Origin of the sequence: Delftia sp. K82 (assembly GCF_002193035.1) — a bacterium.
In the GTDB taxonomy this organism is placed as follows: Bacteria; Pseudomonadota; Gammaproteobacteria; order Burkholderiales; family Burkholderiaceae_C; genus Comamonas; species Comamonas acidovorans.
Genome location: NZ_MYFL01000003.1, coordinates 501,762 through 519,599, shown reverse-complemented (window position 1 = coordinate 519,599; position 17,838 = coordinate 501,762). Strand labels below are relative to the sequence as shown.

Annotated in this window: 12 protein-coding genes; 1 reads left to right on the top strand and 11 read right to left on the bottom strand. The window is 68.8% G+C overall.

Translation table 11 applies throughout. The features are described 5' to 3' along the window. Positions 1 to 59 precede the first annotated feature (59 nt). The 11 genes from KDK82_RS19230 to KDK82_RS19180 all read right to left on the bottom strand — a co-directional run bounded on the left by KDK82_RS19230 (position 60) and on the right by KDK82_RS19180 (position 15,693). Positions 60 to 638, bottom strand: a complete 579-nt coding sequence (locus KDK82_RS19230) for a hemerythrin domain-containing protein (protein ID WP_088165925.1) — start codon at positions 636 to 638, stop codon at positions 60 to 62. After that, positions 635 to 3,079: an adenosylcobalamin-dependent ribonucleoside-diphosphate reductase gene (locus KDK82_RS19225; RefSeq protein WP_088165924.1), complete on the bottom strand. Its 2,445-nt coding sequence runs from the start codon at positions 3,077 to 3,079 to the stop codon at positions 635 to 637. The genes KDK82_RS19230 and KDK82_RS19225 overlap by 4 nt, the downstream gene beginning before the upstream one ends. Before the next feature lie 55 nt (positions 3,080 to 3,134). Further along, entirely contained in the window at positions 3,135 to 3,812 is a 678-nt protein-coding gene (locus KDK82_RS19220; RefSeq protein ID WP_088165923.1) for a carbonic anhydrase, read from the bottom strand. A 15-nt stretch (positions 3,813 to 3,827) separates the two neighbouring features. After that, complete coding sequence (locus KDK82_RS19215; protein ID WP_016446632.1) at positions 3,828 to 4,649, bottom strand: peptidylprolyl isomerase; 822 nt, start codon at positions 4,647 to 4,649, stop codon at positions 3,828 to 3,830. A gap of 100 nt (positions 4,650 to 4,749) precedes the next feature. Beyond that, positions 4,750 to 5,487 (bottom strand): respiratory nitrate reductase subunit gamma, encoded by a 738-nt coding sequence (gene narI, locus KDK82_RS19210; protein WP_071954236.1) that lies wholly within the window; start codon positions 5,485 to 5,487, stop codon positions 4,750 to 4,752. Continuing rightward, complete coding sequence (narJ, locus tag KDK82_RS19205) at positions 5,484 to 6,197, bottom strand: nitrate reductase molybdenum cofactor assembly chaperone (RefSeq protein ID WP_088165922.1); 714 nt, start codon at positions 6,195 to 6,197, stop codon at positions 5,484 to 5,486. Before narJ ends, narI begins: the two co-directional genes overlap by 4 nt. An 11-nt stretch (positions 6,198 to 6,208) precedes the next feature. After that, the gene (gene narH, locus KDK82_RS19200) at positions 6,209 to 7,750 is read right to left on the bottom strand and encodes a nitrate reductase subunit beta (RefSeq protein WP_012203041.1); all 1,542 of its coding nucleotides are present in this window, start codon (positions 7,748 to 7,750) and stop codon (positions 6,209 to 6,211) included. A gap of 177 nt (positions 7,751 to 7,927) precedes the next feature. Beyond that, positions 7,928 to 11,707: a nitrate reductase subunit alpha gene (locus KDK82_RS19195; RefSeq protein ID WP_088165921.1), complete on the bottom strand. Its 3,780-nt coding sequence runs from the start codon at positions 11,705 to 11,707 to the stop codon at positions 7,928 to 7,930. A gap of 67 nt (positions 11,708 to 11,774) precedes the next feature. Next, positions 11,775 to 13,235, bottom strand: coding sequence for an MFS transporter (locus KDK82_RS19190; RefSeq protein WP_012203039.1), 1,461 nt, complete (start codon positions 13,233 to 13,235; stop codon positions 11,775 to 11,777). A gap of 16 nt (positions 13,236 to 13,251) precedes the next feature. Next, entirely contained in the window at positions 13,252 to 14,574 is a 1,323-nt protein-coding gene (locus KDK82_RS19185; RefSeq protein ID WP_088166342.1) for a nitrate/nitrite transporter, read from the bottom strand. Between the two features lie 156 nt (positions 14,575 to 14,730). Continuing rightward, on the bottom strand, positions 14,731 to 15,693 hold the full coding sequence (locus tag KDK82_RS19180) for an AraC family transcriptional regulator (RefSeq protein ID WP_088165920.1): 963 nt from the start codon (positions 15,691 to 15,693) through the stop codon (positions 14,731 to 14,733). A gap of 130 nt (positions 15,694 to 15,823) precedes the next feature. Here KDK82_RS19180 and KDK82_RS19175 point away from each other — a divergent pair, with 130 nt between their 5' ends. After that, positions 15,824 to 17,818, top strand: coding sequence for a TonB-dependent receptor (locus tag KDK82_RS19175; protein ID WP_088165919.1), 1,995 nt, complete (start codon positions 15,824 to 15,826; stop codon positions 17,816 to 17,818). The last annotated feature ends 20 nt before the right edge of the window (positions 17,819 to 17,838 follow it).

The window sequence follows — 17,838 nt, the reverse complement described above, 5'->3', positions numbered from 1 at the left end:
GAAGCCTGCGAGTATCGCCGCGCCTGCGCCCGCGCGCTGCAGGCGGCACTGCCGAAGCGCTACCGGCGCGACAGATCTGCGCCGCGCCGCACGGCCATCTCACGGCCCATGGCCGCCTGCGTTGCCTCTGGCAGCAGGCCGCGCGCCTGCGGGTAGGCCAGCCGCTCTTCATTCTCGACATGGCTGGCATAGCAGGCCGCGAAGCGTTCGAACACCTCCTCGTCAGCCGCGCCAAAGCCCTGGCAACGCCCCTCGGCCATGTCCAGCAGCGGCTGGCGCGCCAGCGCCCAGTCGGCGCTCATCAGGCCGTGCTCGCGCTGCAGGCGCTGCACCAGGGCCACGGTCTGCGCATCGCCCTGCTCCAGCAGCGGCGGGAAGACATGCAGCTCCTCATCCTCATGGTGCAGCGGCGCCGCCTGGTCGAAGTAGCGCAGGATGTCGCGCGCCGCCTGGCGTGCGCTGTCGTCGCAACCTTTGGTCCGGAGATGCACGCGCAGCCGGTCCAGCAGCGCCAGCATGCGCAGCACGCGCTCGTGGCAGGCTTCGAGCATCTCGAAGGGCTGGTCGAAGCCCGTGCCGGGCGCGCGCCAGCCGGGCACGGCATCGCCCTGCGGACGTGGGGACACGGTAACTTTCACCCACAGCTCCCCAGATGGCCGCAGGCCGTGCAGTACTCGCAGCCGTCCTTGCGGATCACGGCATGGGCGCCGCATTCCTCGCATTTGCGGCCGGCCATGACCATGGGGTCGGTGGCCAGAGCTTCGGGCTCGGGCAGCGGCGATGGGGCGGGCGGTGCGCCGCTGCCGCGCCGGGCCAGGATGTTCTGCACCGCATAGGCGATGGCGGCCACCTCGGAGTCGTGCCACATGGGCACGCGCGTGCCGTCGTCGCGCTGGTGGGTGCCCAGGCGCACGGGGCCCCGGTCCCAGGCCACCTTGCGCATATCGCTGAGGGCGCGCTCCAGGAAGCCGCCGCGCGCGGCCAGTGACAGCAGGCGCATGCTGGAGGTCACCCACTGCTGGGATTCGCCGCTCTGGCCCACGGGCATGAAGAATTCGATGGCGCGGTCCACCGTGCGGCCATCGGGCAGCACCACGGGCAGGAAGGAGACGACCAGATACAGGCGCTTGGGACCCTGCTGGGTCCAGTATTCGATCTTCTCGGCCACGGCATCCAGCGCGCCCTGGGGGCGGCTTTCTATCACGGTGCGAAGCGGGTCGGGTGCGGAAGCCGCTACCCCTGCCGGCGCGGGGGAGGCCGGCTTTTCAGCAGATTCAGGCGCATGGGTCTCGAGCACGGCGCCCAGGATGGTGTTGGGCCGGTAGGTGGCCAGCCCCTTGAGGCCGGCCTTCCAGGCCTGGCGGTACAGGTCCTTGAAGTCCTCGTAGGGATAGTCGGCGGCCACGTTGACGGTCTTGGAGATCGCCGTGTCCACGAAGGGCTGCACGGCCTGCATCATGGCGATGTGGCCGGCCGCAGGCATCTGCAGCGCGCTGACGAAGTACTCGGGCAGCTGCTGCACGTCGCCGCCCAGCGAGCGGTACAGGCGCCAGGCATGGTCCTCGACCGCGTACTCGGCGCTGCCACCATCGGCCGTGCGTTTCTTGCGCTTGTAGGTCCAGGAGAACGGCGGCTCTATGCCGTTGGAGGCGTTGTCGGCAAAGGCCAGGCTGACCGTGCCCGTGGGCGCGATGGACAGCAGGTGGCTGTTGCGTATGCCGTGCGTGCGTATGCGCTGGCGCAGCGCCTCGGGCAGGCGGCTGGCGAAGGTGCCTTCGGCCAGGTAGCCATCGGCGTCGAACTTGGGGAAGGCCCCCTTCTCGCGCGCCAGCTCCACCGAGGCGCCATAGGCCGCATCGCGCATGCGCTCGGCAATGCGCGCGGCCATGGCCCGGCCCTCGGGCGCGTCGTAGCGCAGGCGCAGCATGGCCAGCGCATTGCCCATGCCCGTGAAGCCCACGCCGATGCGCCGCTTGGCCTCGCTTTCCTCGCGCTGCTGCGGCAGCGGCCACCAGGTCAGCTCCAGCACGTTGTCCAGCGCACGCACCTGCACGGCCACGGCGCGCTCGAAGGCCTCGAAGTCGAACACAGGCTCGCCCGCAAAGCCGAACGGATGGCGCACGAAGCGCGTGAGGATGACGGGGCCGAGGTCGCAGCAGCCGTAGGGCGGCAGGGGCTCCTCGCCGCAAGGATTCGTCGCCGCGATCTCCTCGCAGTAGCGCAGGTTGTTGTCGTCGTTGATGTGGTCCAGGAAGAGGATGCCTGGCTCGGCGAAGTCGTAGGCCGAGCGCATGATGGTGTCCCACAGCGTGCGGGCGGGCAGGGTCTGGTAGACCCACTGGCCGTCGGCGCGCTGGTGGGCACCCTGCTCCAGCAGGGCGGTGCCGGGGCGGGCGCGGTGCACCAGGTGCCAGGGCTGGTCTTCGGCCACGGCCTGCATGAAGGCGTCGCTGACGCCGACCGAGACGTTGAAGTTGTTCCAGCGGCCCGGCGTGCGCTTGGCGGTGATGAATTCGAGCACGTCGGGGTGGTCGATGCGCAGCACGCCCATCTGGGCGCCGCGCCGCGCGCCCGCGCTTTCCACGGTGGCGCAGGACTGGTCGAAGACGTTGATGTAGCTGCACGGGCCCGAGGCCAGCGAGGCGGTGGCGCGCACCTCGGCACCGCGGGGGCGGATGCGAGAGAAGTCGTAGCCCACGCCGCCGCCACGGCGCATGGTTTCGGCGGCTTCGCGCAGGGCTTCGTAGATGCCGGGGTAGCCGCCGTCGTCCACGCCCTGGATGCAGTCGCCCACGGGCTGCACGAAGCAGTTGATCAGCGTGGCCTGCAGGTCGGTGCCGGCCGCGCTCATGATGCGCCCCGCGCCTATGGCGCCGGCCTGCAGGTTGGCCAGGAACAGGGCCTCGCATTCGGCGCGGCGCGCTTCGGGCTCGACCGAGGCCAGGGCGCGGGCCACGCGGGCGTAGAGCTCGCCCACGCCGGTCTCGCCGTTCTTGAGGTATTTCTCGCGCAGCACATCGAGGCTGATGGGCTGCAGATCCGCCGCGTCCTGCGCGCGGCCCAGGTTTTCGCGATGCATTGGCATGGCTCCCGTGTTGACTTGCCTGCCGCCGTCCCTGGCACTTGCTCGGGCCTCAGTCGACAAGCACTTGTCCATCATGCTCCACGTAGGGCGGGTACGGCCCGGTGCCGCTGTGCGGAGCTTGAGATGCCGCAACAAAGCGGCCGGTCTGGACATCGAAGACGTGGACTTCGCCGTCTTCGATGACATAGTGCCATCCGTGCAGGCTGAGCTGCCCGGCCTCTACCCGCGATCGCACCATGGGATAGTCCATCAGCCGTTCGAGCTGCAGCACGACGGCGCGCTGCTCGGTGCGGCGCAGCGCCTCGGGGCCGGCCTGCACGGGCAGCACGGCCTCGCGGCCCAGGTCCAGCCAGCGCTGCAGGTTGCGCGCCTCGGGCGAGACTTCTCCATACAGGGCCTTGATGGCTCCGCAGTGGCTGTGGCCGCAGACCACGATGCGGCTGACCTGCAGGTTGAGCACGGCGAATTCGATGGCCGCCGCCGTGCCGTGGTGGCCGTGCGATCCGTCGTACGGCGGCACGAAGGCGCCCACGTTGCGCACCAGGAACAGCTCGCCCGGCGGCGCCCCCGTGAGCAGGTAGGGCACGAGGCGCGAGTCCGAGCAGCCGATGAACAGCGTGGTCGGGTGCTGGCCCTCGTCGACCAGGGTGCGGAACTGAGCGCGGTACTGCGGGAAGGCTTGCTCGTGGAAGCGCCGCAGGCGCAGCAGCAGTTCGTCGTCGGGCATCGGCACTTCCCCCTGCTATTGCACCAGCGGCGAGTCGGCCGCAGCGATGCGCACGCCCACCACCTCGGACTGGCCGGCCAGCAGTTGCAGGTACTGGTGGAGCGCGCTCACCCAGGTCTGCTGGTGCAGGGCCTGGGCGACGGCCGGGCGCGCCTGCTGCCAGTCGGGCAGAACGCCCGCCTCGCGCGCGCAGACCTCGACCACGTGCAGGCCGAAGCGGCTGTGCACCAGGCGCGGCAGCACGCCGATTTCCTGGGAGGCAAAGACATCGCGCGCGAATTCGGGCGCGCAATCGCTGCGGCCCAGCCAGCCCAGTTCGCCGCCGTGCTGGCCGCTGGGGCAGTTGGACCATTGGCGCGCGGCCTCGGCAAAGCGCAGGCCGGCGTCGTCGGCGCAGCGCAGCTCGATCAGCAGGGCCTCGGCCCGCTGTGTGAGGGCGCGCACGTCCACGCCGGGCGTGACGGCAAACAGCACGTGGCGCAGGCGCACGCGCTCGCCCTGGGCGAAGCGCGCGGGGTTGGCATCGAAGTGGCGGCGGCAGGCGTCCTCGCCGGGCTCGGGCAGGTGCAGCGATTGCTCCAGCAGCTGCTCTATGGCCTGGGAGGCGCGCTCGCTGATGACGCCGTCGTCGCCGGCCGCATCATCGGCGCCCAGCAGGCCTTCGCGCTGGGCCGCCTGGCGCAGCAGCTCGGTGCAGGCGCGCTGGCGCAGTTCGCGCTCGGGCGGGCGCTGTCCGGGTGCGTGCAGCGGCGTTGCGTTGATGCGGGCCACCTCGGCACCGGCCTCGCCCACGGGCTGGAAGGCCGGCACTTCGGGAATCGCCGGGAGATCCCCCATCGGTGCAGAAGAAGAAGAAGAAGAAGAAGAAGGGGTTGAAGACGCGCAGCCGCAGTGGCCGCCGCCCGATCCGTTGCATCCATGTTCCATGTCGATCTCCTCAATGGCCGGGCTTGGCATCACGGCGTGCCGACGATGCGGGCAGGCCCAGGCGGCGCGAGCGCACCAGCTGGTAGGGACGCAACAGGTAGACCAGGGTGCCGAAGCCGCTCCAGACATGGACCAGGCGCGTGAAGGGGAAGACCAGGAAGATGCTCATGCCCAGGAACATGTGGGCCTTGAACACCCAGCCGGCCTCGGCCAGCAGTTCGGCCGCGCCGCCACGGAAGGTGACGATGCGCTGCGCCCATTCGGCCAGGGCCATCATCATGGAGCCGTCCATGTGCTTTGCCGACAGCGGAATGGTGGCCAGGCCCAGCAGCAGCTGCAGCCACAGCAGCCAGAGGATGGCGATGTCGCTGAACCTGGAGTTGGCGCGGATGCGCACGTCCGACAGCCGGCGGTGCAGCAAGATGGTGAGGCCGATGAAGCCCAGCGTGCCCGCGATGCCGCCGCTGACCATGGCCAGCAGCTGCTTGGCGCCTGCGGCCATGAAGGGCTCGTAGACGAAGTGCGGCGTGAGCATGCCCACGGTGTGGCCGAAGAACAGGAACAGCACACCGATGTGGAACAGGTTGCTGCCCCAGCGCAGGCTGCCGCTGCGCAGCAGCTGCGAGGAATCGCTCTTCCAGGTGTACTGGTCGCGGTCGAAGCGCAGCCAGCTGCCGATGAAGAACACGGCCAGGCAGATGTAGGGGTAGAGGCCGAAGAGCAGGTGGTCTATCCAGGAGGGGGTCATGTCAGGCTCCTTTGGCGGGGTCCTTGGGCTTGGGGCGCCGCCGTGCGGCGCACGAAATGCACGGGCTGCTCGGCGCCGGGGCGGGATTTGCCCTGACTGCTGCAGCCGTCGAAGGCGGCGGGTTCGGCCCAGGCCTCGTCCATGGCGGGCTCGGGGCGGATTTCCACGCGCTCGGCCCTGTGGCCGGTGATCTCCAGCACGGCCGCGATCACGCTGGCGTAGGGGCTGTCGCGCCGCGCCAGCGCCGTGAACAGGGCGTTGAGGATGTGGGCCATCTCGCCCAGGAATTCGCGGGCGATGGCCGGCGGCTGGGTGGAGGCGAACTCCAGCACCACGGCCAGGTGGTCGGGCAGTTCGTCGGCCTCGAAGGCCAGGCCCGCGCGCTCGTAGGTCTGCTGCAGGTCGATCAGCGCCGGGCCCCGGTCGGCCGAGTCGCCGTGCACATGCTCGAACAGGTGCAGCGAGGTCTGGTGGCCCCGGTCGAAGGTGTCCACGTAGCGGGCCTCGGCCTCGAAGGGGTCCATGGCCTGCAGCTGCTCGGCCAGCTGCTGCAACTCGCGCAGCCGCGCGGGCGCCACGGATTGCTCCAGGCGCAGGGCGTCGATCAGGCCCGGCAGCAGGGCGCGCAGCTCGGCGCCGGGGTAGCCGATGAGGCAGGCCAGCGCGCGCAGCGTCAGGCGCACGGGGGAGGAGGTGTTGTGATTGAACATGGCGGCAGTCCTCACATTTGCGCGCGGATGGGGATGGTGCGCGGCTTCTTGCCGCCGAACAGGCTGGCGTCGGTGCTGCCGTCGGAGCAGCCGTTGCCGAACGAGAAGCCGCAGCCGCCGCGCAAATCGAACGCGCTTTCGGCGTATTCGCGGTGGGCCGAGGGGATGACGAAGCGGTCCTCGTAATTGGCGATCGCCATGGTCTGGTACATGTCCTCGACCTCGTCCACCGTCAGTCCCGCGTACTGGAGCACGGCCAGGTTCTGTTCCTGGTCCACGTGCTTGCTGCGCTGGTACGCGCGCATGGCCAGCATGCGCTCGAGCGCGCGCACCACGGGCGTGGTGTCGCCGGCGGTGAGCAGGTTGGCCAGGTACTGCACGGGGATGCGCAGCTGCGAGACATCGGGCAGGTCGCCATTGATGGGGCTGCGGCCGACACTGTCGAGATGCCCGGCGTTCGCCGCCGAGGTGATGGGCGACAGCGGCGGCACATACCAGACCATGGGCAGGGTACGGTACTCGGGGTGCAGCGGCAGGGCCACCTTCCAGTCCACGGCCATCTTGTAGACGGGGCTGGACTGGGCGGCCTCGATCCAGGCGTCGGGGATGCCGTCGATGCGGGCCTGGCGGATGACCTCGGGATCATTGGGGTCCAGGAAGATGTCCAGCTGCGCCTGGTAGAGGTCGCGGTCGCGCTCCACGCTGGCCGCTTCCTCGATGCGGTCGGCGTCGTACAGCAGCACGCCCAGGTAGCGGATGCGGCCCACGCAGGTTTCGGAGCAGACGGTGGGCTGGCCGGCCTCGATGCGCGGGTAGCAGAAGATGCATTTTTCGGCCTTGCCGCTTTGCCAGTTGTAGTAGATCTTCTTGTAGGGGCAGCCGGAGACGCACATGCGCCAGCCGCGGCACTTGTCCTGGTCGATGAGGACGATGCCGTCCTCCTCGCGCTTGTAGATCGAGCCCGAGGGGCAGGACGCCACGCAGGCCGGGTTCAGGCAGTGCTCGCACAGGCGCGGCAGGTACATCATGAAGGTGTTCTCGAACTGGCCGTAGATGTCCTTCTGGATCTGCTCGAAGTTCACGTCATGGCTGCGCTTGCTGAATTCGCCGCCCAGGATTTCCTCCCAGTTCGGACCCCATTCGATCTTCTCCATGCGCTGGCCCGAGATCAGGCTGCGTGCGCGCGCCGTGGGCGCGGCCTTGCTTTCCCTGGCCGACTGCAGGTGCTCGTAGTCGTAGGTGAAGGGTTCGTAGTAGTCGTCGATCTGGGGCAGGTTGGGGTTGGCGAAGATGCGCATCAACAGGCTCCACTTGCCGCCCTGGCGGGGCGCGATGGAGCCGTCCGTGCGGCGCATCCAGCCGCCGTTCCACTTGGCCTGGTTTTCCCACTCGCGCGGGTAGCCGATGCCGGGCTTGGTCTCGACGTTGTTGAACCAGGCGTATTCGACGCCCGGGCGGCTGGTCCAGACGTTCTTGCAGGTGACGGAGCAGGTGTGGCAGCCGATGCACTTGTCCAGGTTCAGCACCATGCCGATCTGTGCGCGGATTTTCATCGTGTTTGTCCTTTCAACGTGTGTGCACGTTTTCTTCGAGGGGTGCGCGTGGCGCCTTGAAACCGCAGGCTTTGCGGAGTAGCGGTCCCATATCGGGGACAGCAAGCAAGGGCCGCCCCGCAGCGAGGCTGTCGTCCCCCTCCCGCGTAGCGAGAGAGGGGGAAGGCGCGTAGCGACTCAGGGGGTGTTCACCTCTTCATCCAGCCAGTCGATGCGGCGCATCTTTCGGACCAGGACGAACTCGTCGCGGTTGGTGCCGATGGTTCCGTAGTAGTTGAAGCCGTAGCTGTACTGCGCGTAGCCGCCGATCATGTGGGTGGGCTTGAGCACGATGCGCGTGACCGAGTTGTGGATGCCGCCGCGCGTGCCGGTGATCTCCGAGCCCGGCGTGTTGATGGTCTTCTCCTGCGCGTGGTACATCATCACCATGCCCGGCTTGACGCGCTGGCTGACCACGGCCCGCGCCGCGATGGCGCCGTTGGCGTTGTACAGCTCCACCCAGTCGTTGTCGGCGATGCCGGCGCTCTTGGCGTCTTCCTCGCTGAGCCAGACGATGGGGCCGCCACGCGCCAGCGTGAGCATCATCAGGTTGTCGCCATAGGTGGAGTGGATGCCCCACTTCTGGTGCGGCGTGATGAAGTTCAGCGCGATCTCGGGATGGCCGTTGGGCTTTTGGCCCTGCACTTCCTGCAGCGCCTTCATGTGCACGGGCGGGCGGTAGCTGACGAAGCCTTCGCCGAAGTCGCGCATCCACGGATGGTCCTGGTAGAACTGCTGGCGGCCGGTGAGGGTGCGCCATGGGATCAGCTCATGCACGTTGGTGTAGCAGGCGTTGTAGCTGACCTTCTCGCTTTCCAGGCCCGACCAGGTGGGCGAGCTGATGATCTTGCGCGGCTGGGCCTGGATGTCGCGAAAGCGGATCTTCTCGTCCTCGCGGTGCAGGGCCAGGTGGGCGTGCTCGCGCCCCGTCTGCTTCGACAGCGCCTCCCAGGCCTTGACGGCCACGTGGCCGTTGGTCTCGGGCGCCAGCATCATCACCACCTCGGTGGCGTCGATGTCGGTGACGATGCGCGGGCGGCCCTGGCTCACGCCTTCCTCGCGCACCAGGCCGTTGAGCTCGCCCAGCTGCTCCACCTCGGTCTCGGTGTTCCAGCCGATGCCCTTGCCGCCGTTGCCCAGCCTGTCCATCAGCGGGCCCAGGGCCGTGAAGCGCTTGTAGAGGTTGGGATAGTCGCGCTCGACCACGGCAATCTGCGGCGCGGTCTTGCCGGGGATCAGGGCGCACTCGCCCTTCTTCCAGTCGCGCACGCCATCGGGCTGGGCCAGCTCGGCGGGGGTGTCGTGCATCAGCGGCGTCAGCACCACGTCCTTTTCCACGCCCAGGTGGCCCACGCAGACCTCGCTGAAGGACTTGGCGAAGCCCTTGTAGATCTCCCAGTCGCTCCTGGCCTGCCAGGCCGGGTCCACTGCCGCCGACAGCGGGTGGATGAAGGGGTGCATGTCGCTGGTGTTGAGGTCGTTCTTCTCATACCAGGTGGCCGTGGGCAGGACGATGTCCGAGTACAGGCAGGTGGTGCTCATGCGGAAGTCCAGCGTGACCAGCAGGTCCAGCTTGCCTTCGGGCGCCTTGTCGTGCCAGCGCACTTCCTGCGGCTTGGCTTCATCGTGGCCCAGGTCTTTTCCTTGCACGCCATGGGTGGTGCCCAGCAGGTGCTTGAGGAAGTACTCGTGGCCCTTGCCCGAGCTGCCCAGGATGTTGGAGCGCCACACGAACATGTTGCGCGGCCAGTTGGCCGGGTGGTCGGGGTCCTCGCAGCTCATGGACAGCGAGCCGTCCTGCAGGGACTGCACCACGTGGTCCTTCACGTCCAGGCCCTGGGCCTGGGCGTCGCGCACCAGCTGCAGCGGGTTGGCCTGCAGCTGCGGTGCGCTGGGCAGCCAGCCCATGCGCTCGGCGCGCACGTTGTAGTCGATCATGGCGCCGCCGTACTGGCTGCGGTCGGCCAGCGGGGACAGCACCTCTTCCACGCCCAGCTTCTCGTAGCGCCACTGGTCGGTGTGGGCGTAGAAGAAGCTGGTGGAGTTCATCTGGCGCGGCGGGCGCAGCCAGTCCAGCGCAAAGGCCAGTGCGGTCCAGCCGGTCTGCGGGCGCAGCTTTTCCTGGCCCACGTAGTGCGCCCAGCCGCCGCCGCTCTGGCCTATGCAGCCGCACAGCATCAGCATGTTGATGATGCCGCGGTAGTTCATGTCGCAGTGGTACCAGTGGTTCATGGCCGCGCCGATGATGACCATGGACTTGCCGCGCGTCTTCTCGGCGTTGTCGGCGAACTGGCGCGCAATGGCAATCACCTGGTCACGCGGCACGCCGGTGATCTTTTCCTGCCAGGCCGGGGTGTAGGGCGCATCGGCGTCATAGCCGCCATCAGCGCCCTCGGTGGCCTCACCCTCCAGGCCGCGGTGGATGCCGTAGTTGCCCGCCAGCAGGTCGAACACGGTGGCCACGATGGCCTCCTCGCCGTCCAGCACCATGCGCGAGACGGGCACGCGGCGCAGCAGCACATCCGTGCCCTGCTCGTTGGCGTCGAACCCCGGCGACTGCAGGCCGCCGAAGTAGGGGAAGGCCACGTCGGCCACTTCACTGTCCACGCCCTGGCCGTCCAGCACCGAGAGCTTGAGCTGCACGTCGTTGCCCGTGCGCGCCTCCTTGGATTCGAGGTTCCACAGGCCCTCGTCGGCGCGGCCGGCCTCGCCCCAGCGAAAGCCGATGGAGCCATTGGGCAGGGCCACGCCGCCGTCCTCGCCGTAGGCCACGGTCTTCCATTCGGGGTTGCTGTCCTGGCCCAGGTGGCCGTCGAAGTCGCTGGCGCGCACATAGCGCTCGGGCACCAGGGCCGTGCGGCCGTCGGGCAGTTGCTGGCGCTTGAGGCGGATCAGCAGCGGCAGGTCGGTGTAGCGGCGCGCATAGTCCTCGAAATACGCCGGGCGGCCGCGCTCGCCGAAGTAGAACTCCTTGAGGATGACGTGGCCCATGGCCATGGCCACGGCGGCATCCGTGCCCTGCTTGGGGTGCATCCACAGGTCGGCCAGCTTGGCGACCTCGGAGTAGTCGGGCGTGACGGCCACGACCTTGGCGCCCTTGTAGCGGACCTCGGTGAAGAAGTGGGCGTCGGGGGTGCGCGTCTGGGGCACGTTGGAGCCCCAGGCAATGATGAAGTTGGAGTTGTACCAGTCTGCGCTCTCTGGCACGTCGGTCTGCTCGCCCCAGGTCTGGGGGCTGGCCGGCGGCAGGTCGCAGTACCAGTCGTAGAAGCTCATGCACACGCCGCCGATCAGGCTCAGGTAGCGGCTGCCTGCGGCATACGAGATCATGGACATGGCCGGAATCGGCGAGAAGCCGATGATGCGGTCCGGCCCGTGCTTCTTGATGGTGTAGACGTTGGCCGCCGCGATCATGCGGTTGACCTCGTCCCAGCTGCTGCGCACGAAGCCGCCCAGGCCGCGCTGCTTCTGCCACTCGCTGCGCGCATCCGCGTTCTCGACGATGGCGGCCCAGGCATCGACCGGGCTCCTGGCCACGGCCAGGGCAGCACGCCAGTGCTTGAGCAGCCGGCCGCGCACCATGGGGTATTTGACGCGGTTGGCGCTGTACAGGTACCAGCTGTAGCTGGCTCCGCGCGCGCAGCCGCGCGGCTCGTGGTTGGGCAGGTCGGCGCGCGTGCGCGGGTAGTCGGTCTGCTGGGTCTCCCAGGTCACGATGCCGCCCTTGACGTAGATCTTCCACGAGCACGAGCCCGTGCAGTTCACGCCGTGCGTGGAGCGCACCACCTTGTCATGCGCCCAGCGGTCGCGGTAGGCGTCTTCCCAGGTGCGGTCCTCGCCCGTCACCTGGCCATGGCCGTTGGAGAATTCCTGCCGGGGCAGGGAGAAGTAGGAAAGCTTGTCCAGAAAATGGCTCATCGCGGGACTCCTTGTTGTTCGTTGCGGTGCGTTGCTGTTCGGTGCAGTAGTGCCTGCGGCCCGGGGCTCAGCAGGGCATCTCTGCGTTCCTGCGCGCGTAGTACCACCAGGTCACGCCCACGCACAGCACATAGAAGGCGGCAAACACCCACAGCGCCAGCTCGGGCCCGCCCGTGGCGGCGATGGAGCTGCCGTAGCTCTTGGGGATGAAGAAGCCGCCGTAGGCTCCCAGCGCGCCCGCAAAGCCCAGGGCGGCCGCGCCTTCGGTATTGCCCTCCTTGAGGGCATGGGCCTGCGCTTGCTCGCTGGGATGGGCGCCGAGCTCGCGCTGCTTGAGGGCCAGGAAAATCGCCGGGATCATGCTGAAGGTCGATCCGTTGCCGATGCCCGTGGTCAGGAACAGCACCAGGAACATCAGGAAGAAGCCCATGAAGCTGCCCTCGGCAGGGCCGAAGCCCAGCGCGTAGCCGCCGCTGCCCTTGGGCAGGAAATACAGCACGCCCACCACGGCCACGGCCATGACGAGGAAGTTCCAGAACGTCACGCGCGCGCCGCCCGCCTTGTCGGCCAGCCAGCCGCCAAAAGGCCGCGACAGCGCGCCCAGCAGCGGGCCCAGCCAGGCATAGGCCAGCGGATTGACCGCCGGGAACTGGCTCTTGATCAGCAGTGGAAAGCCGGCGGCAAAGCCGATGAACGAGCCGAAGGTGCCCAGGTACAGCAGGCACATCACCCAGTTGTGCTTGCGCCGGAAGATGGCGGCCTGGGCCGCGAAGCTGGCCTTGGCGTCGGCGATGTCGTTCATGCCGAACCAGGCGGCCAGCGAGGCGATGGCGATCCACGGCACCCAGATGAAGGCCGCGTTCTGCGCCCACACCCGGGTGGTCTCGCCGGCCTTGGTGATGGTCTGCGCATCGCCGCCGAAGACGCCGAAGATGCCGGCCGTGATCACCAGCGGGCTCAGGAACTGCACCACCGACACGCCCAGGTTGCCCAGGCCCGCGTTCACGCCCAGGGCCGAGCCCTTGCGCTCCTTGGGAAAGAAGAAGCTGATGTTGGCCATGCTGGAGCTGAAGTTGCCCCCGCCCAGGCCGCACAGCAGGGCCAGGATCAGCATGGTCGGATAGCCGGTGCTGGCGTCCTGCACGGCGTAGCCGATGCCGATGGCCGGGATCAGCAGCGAGGCCGTGGACAGCGCCGTCCACCGGCGCCCGCCCATCAGCGGCACCATGAAGGAATAGAAGATGCGCAGCGTAGCGCCCGACAGCGCGGGCGCCGCCGCCAGCCAGAACAGCTGGTTGGTGGAGTAGGTGAAGCCCAGCGCGGGCAGGTTCACGGCCACCACGCTCCAGACCTGCCAGATGGCAAAAGCCAGGAACAGGGCGGGCACCGAGATCCAGAGGTTGATCCTGGCGATGGCCTCGCCCTCGCGCTCCCAGAACTGCCTGTCCTCGGGGCGCCAGAGGGTCAGCACGCTGCCGGGGCGGCTGCGCGCGGATGCCTTTGCGGCGGTCTTGGTGTTCGCATGCATGTGCAACTCCTGCGGTTCAGCGCGCGGCCGGCTGCACATCGCTGTGACCACCGTGGCTGTTGAGCACGTCGGTGCGGCGCACCTCGGTGAAATACATCCAGATCAGCGACACCCAGACCACGCCGTACAGCAGCATGAAGGCGCTGGAGCGGATGCCCGTCCAGTCCAGCAGCACGCCGAACAGGATGGGCAGGATGAAGCCGCCCATGCCGCCGGCCAGGCCCACGATGCCGCTGATGGCGCCGATGTTTCCGGGGTAGTCGTCGCTGATGTACTTGAAGACGCTGGCCTTGCCGAAGGCCATGGCAATGCCCAGCACGAACATCAGCGCGGTGAAGGCATAGACGTTCAGGCCCAGGTGAAAGCGGGTGCTGCCCTCGGTGGTGAGCACCGTGAAATCGGTCTGCGGATAGGACAGCAGGAACAGGCAGATCCAGCACACCCACAGCACCCACCAGGTCACGCTGTGTGCGCCGTACTTGTCCGACAGCCAGCCGCCGATGGCGCGCAGCACGCCGCCCGGCAGCGAAAAGCAGGCCGCCAGCAGGGCCGCCACGCGGATGTCCAGGCCGTACTCGCCCACGTAGTACTGCACCATCCACAGGCTCAGCGCCACATAGCCGCCGAAGACGATGCTGTAGTACTGGCAGTACTTGAGCACGCGCGGGTCCTTGAGCGCCTTCAACTGGTCGCTGAAGCACACGTTGCTGGGCACCAGGTGGGCCGGGTCGCTGTGGCTGAACAGCCAGAACAGCACCAGCGCGCCCAGCATGATGGCCGCATAGGCATGCGGCACGGCGGCCCAGCCGAAGGCCACCAGGATCACCGGCGCCACGAACTTGTTGACCGCCGCACCCGAGTTGCCCGCGCCGTAGATGCCCATGGCCATGCCCTGGCGCTCCTTGGGAAACCAGCGCGCCACATAGGGCGTGCCCACCGAGAACGAGCCGCCCGCCAGGCCCACGAAGAGGCCGATGGTCAGGAAGTGCCAGTACTCGGTGGCATAGCCCATCACCCAGATCGCGGGCACGGTGACGGCCATCAGCACCGCCATCACGATGCGCCCGCCGAAGCGGTCGGTCCAGATGCCCAGCGGCACGCGCACCAGCGAGCCCGTGAGCACGGGCATGGCCGTGAGCAGGCCGAACTGCGTGGCGTTCAGATCCAGCATCTTCTTGATGGGGATGCCGATGATGCCGAACATCATCCAGACCATGAAGCAGACCGTGAAGGCCAGGGTGCTGACGGCCAGGACCGACCAGGCCTGGCGGTCGTGGCGTGTGCCTGTGCTGGTGCTCTTGCGGGGGTCGCCCTGTGCGGTGGGCGCTGTGTTTGCCATTTTGTTTTCCTCGTGGGGGCTATGGCTTCCATGGTCCCGCGCGAGGGCCGCGCCGCACATCCGCCAGCCGTACGCTCGGACAAGGCGGAAGAACTAGGAGCGCGCAGGCGGGCCTAGTTCCAAAGAACTATCGAGGACAAAAAGGCTTGACGCAGATCAGGAGCGGCGGCCAAACACGGACTTCGGGCTGCGCCCATAGAACCGCGTGAACGCGGCACTGAAGTTCGACGGATGGGCATAGCCCACCTGCCAGCCGGCCTGGGCGACCTGGCAGCCGGTCTCCAGCAACGCCCAGGCGCGGCGCATGCGCAGCTCCAGCAGCAGGGCCTGGGGCGTGGTGCCGAAGACGGCGCGAAAGCCCTGCTTGAGCCGGTGCTCGCCCAGGCCCACGGCGGCGCTCAGGTAGGCCAGGGTCAGCGCGCGATCCATCTGGGTAGACAGCAGTTCGCGCGCCTGCTCCAGCCGGGCCAGTTCGTCGGCCGACCAGCGCGGTGCCGCCTTGGCCGGCTGCGGCGCAGGCGCGAGATGCCGCAGCTCCAGCGCGGCCAGGCTCAGCATGGCGATGTGGCGGTCCAGCGCGTCGGTGGGCTGGTGCCCGGGCGGCTGGGCCAGGCGCCGCGCAAGGGCCAGACTGGCCGGCAGGCTGGCACGGTGGTCCAAGGGCCGCACGCCGGCCGCGCCGTCCACCTGCGTCAGCCGCCGCGAAAGCTCGGCCCCCAGATAGCGGTCCAGCGCTGCGCCCGAAAGCAGCAGGCGCAGCTGGCGCACGGTCTGGCCGGCCGCATAGCGGCGCTCGCCCTGGCTGCCGCGAAAGGCTGCCAGCGTGGTCTGCCCCGCGCCGAAGCGCAGCGCCGCACCCGTACGCGCCACAAAGCCCGATTCCCCGGCCAGCCCCAGCGTGATGACCAGGGTGCGGCCCTGCTCCGAGGCATCGGCCTGCACGCTGTCCTCCACCAGGTCGCGCAGCGGGCAGTAGTGCGAGCGCGCCAGCACGATGCCGTCGCCCAGCGTGAAGCGCTCCGCATGGCAGTCGCCCAGCTCGGCGGGCAGGGCATGCCGCGTCCAGCCCGGCGCACAGGGCTGGGGCAAGGCAATCGAGGAAGGGATGCGGGAGGTCATGTGAGAGGAATGGATGCGCGCTTCGCATAGGAAATGCTCCGGCGCGCATACGTTTTCAAATGATAGCGATTCTCATCTTCCCTAGCATCGGTCTCCAACAAGATTCCCTTTTGGAGAGGACGAGAAAACCATGGCATTCCCCCTTCGCTGGCCGGCCGCGCTGGCCCTGGCCCCCTTCACGGTGGCGGCCCAGGGCCAGGCGCCCGAAGCCGCCCTGCCCGAGATCACGGTCACGGTGAACAAGCAGGCCGAGAGCCTGGACGCCGTGCCCGCCAGCGTCTCCGTCTTCGACGGCGCGGCGCTGGAGGCGGCCGGCGTGCGCGGGCTGGACGCGCTGTCCGCCCAGGTGCCGGGCTTTGTGTTCCAGGCCTTCGGCCAGTCGGGCGTGCAGCCGCCCGTGATGCGGGGGCTGACGGCCAACTTCGTGTCGTTCTCCTCGTCCACGCTGCTGCTGGTCGATGGCGTGCCCACGCTGATGGCCCAGGGCTTCGAGCACAACCTGCAGGGCGTGGACCGCGTGGAGGTGCTGCGCGGCCCGCAATCGACCTTGTACGGCCGCAATGCCGAAGCGGGCGTGGTCAGCATCGTCACGCGCCAGCCCGGCGACGCGCCCTATGCATCGATCAGCGCCGAGGCCGGCAACCACGGCCAGCGCGCAGGCAGCTTCGAGCTGGGCCGCGCCCTGGTGCCGGGCCAGCTCTACATCGGCCTGTCGGGCGAGTGGCGCGCGCAGGACGGTTTCATACGCCAGCAGGCGACGGGAGCGCGCGTGGACGACCGCGAGCGCGCCAGCGGCCGCCTGGCCCTGCGCTGGACGCCCACGGCCGAGACCGAGGCCACGCTGCGCTACGCCCAGCAGCGCTGGGACGACGGCGCCGCGCAATGGGGCAGCATTGCCGCGCCGCGCGCCACGGTGAACTCGGGCACGGACAGCTGGAACCGCTCGCGCGGGCAGACGCTGTCGCTCGATGTCTCGCACCGCTTTGCCTCGGGCCTGCGGCTGCGCTCCATCACCGCGCGCAATGTCTTCGACGACCGTGTGCTGCAGGACACGGACTTCCAGCGCGCCGACCTGCTCCACGTGCGGCGCGACTACCGCCTGGCCACGACCTCGCAGGAACTGCGCCTGGAGGGCGAGGCCGCAGGCCTGTGGAACGCACGCTGGCTGGCCGGCCTGTACCTGGACCGCGACGACCATGACCTGCGTTACGAGCAAAAGCTGCCCGCCGCGCTGATGCGGCCCACGGCCGGACTCAAGGGCAGCACGGCGGCGCTGTTCACGCATTGGACCGTCCCGCTGTCCGAGCGCTGGACGCTGGCGGCCGGCGCGCGCGTGGAGCGCAACCGCGTGGAACTGGCCCCCGTGGGCGCGGCGGCGCGCAGCGACGACTGGTCGCGCTTGAGCCCCAAGCTCTCGCTGCAATACCAGTGGTCGCCCCAGGGCCAGGTCTACACCAGCCTCAGCGAGGGCTACCGCGCGGGCGGCTTCAACGTGTTCTCTCCGGCCATGGGCTATGCGGCCTACGAGCCAGAGACCGTGCGCGCCTGGGAGATAGGCGCCAAGGGCCGGCTGCTGGGGCAGCGCCTGCGCTATGCGGCCTCGGTCTACACCCAGCAGGTGCGCGACATGCAGGTGCAGCAGATGGGCCTGCCGGGCGTGGTCTACATCACCAATGCGGCGCGGGCGCGCTCCACGGGTGCGGACTTCGAGCTGGACTATGTGTTCGGCGGCGGCTGGCAATTGCAGACGGCCCTGGGCCTGAACCGCACGCGCTTCGGCAGCTTCCGCGACGGCACCGCCGTCTACGACGGCCACCGCAACCCGTTTGCGCCCGACATGACGGCCCATGTGGCGCTGCGCTACGACGCGCCCGGCCGCTGGTGGGCGCAGGCCGCCGTGCAGGGCACGGGCAAGGTCTACCTGGACGCCGCCAACGCCTACCGCCGCCCCGGCTACGGGCTGCTCAACCTGTCGGCCGGCTATGCCCAGGGGTCCTGGGAAATCGCCGCCTACCTGCGCAATGCCGCCAACCGCCGCTACGACGCCGTGGGCTACCTCAACGGCCAGGTCGTGGTCTACAGCCCGCCGCGCGAGTTCGGCGTGCGCCTGACCTGGCGCATGTGACTCCCTTTCGTGAAAAGGAC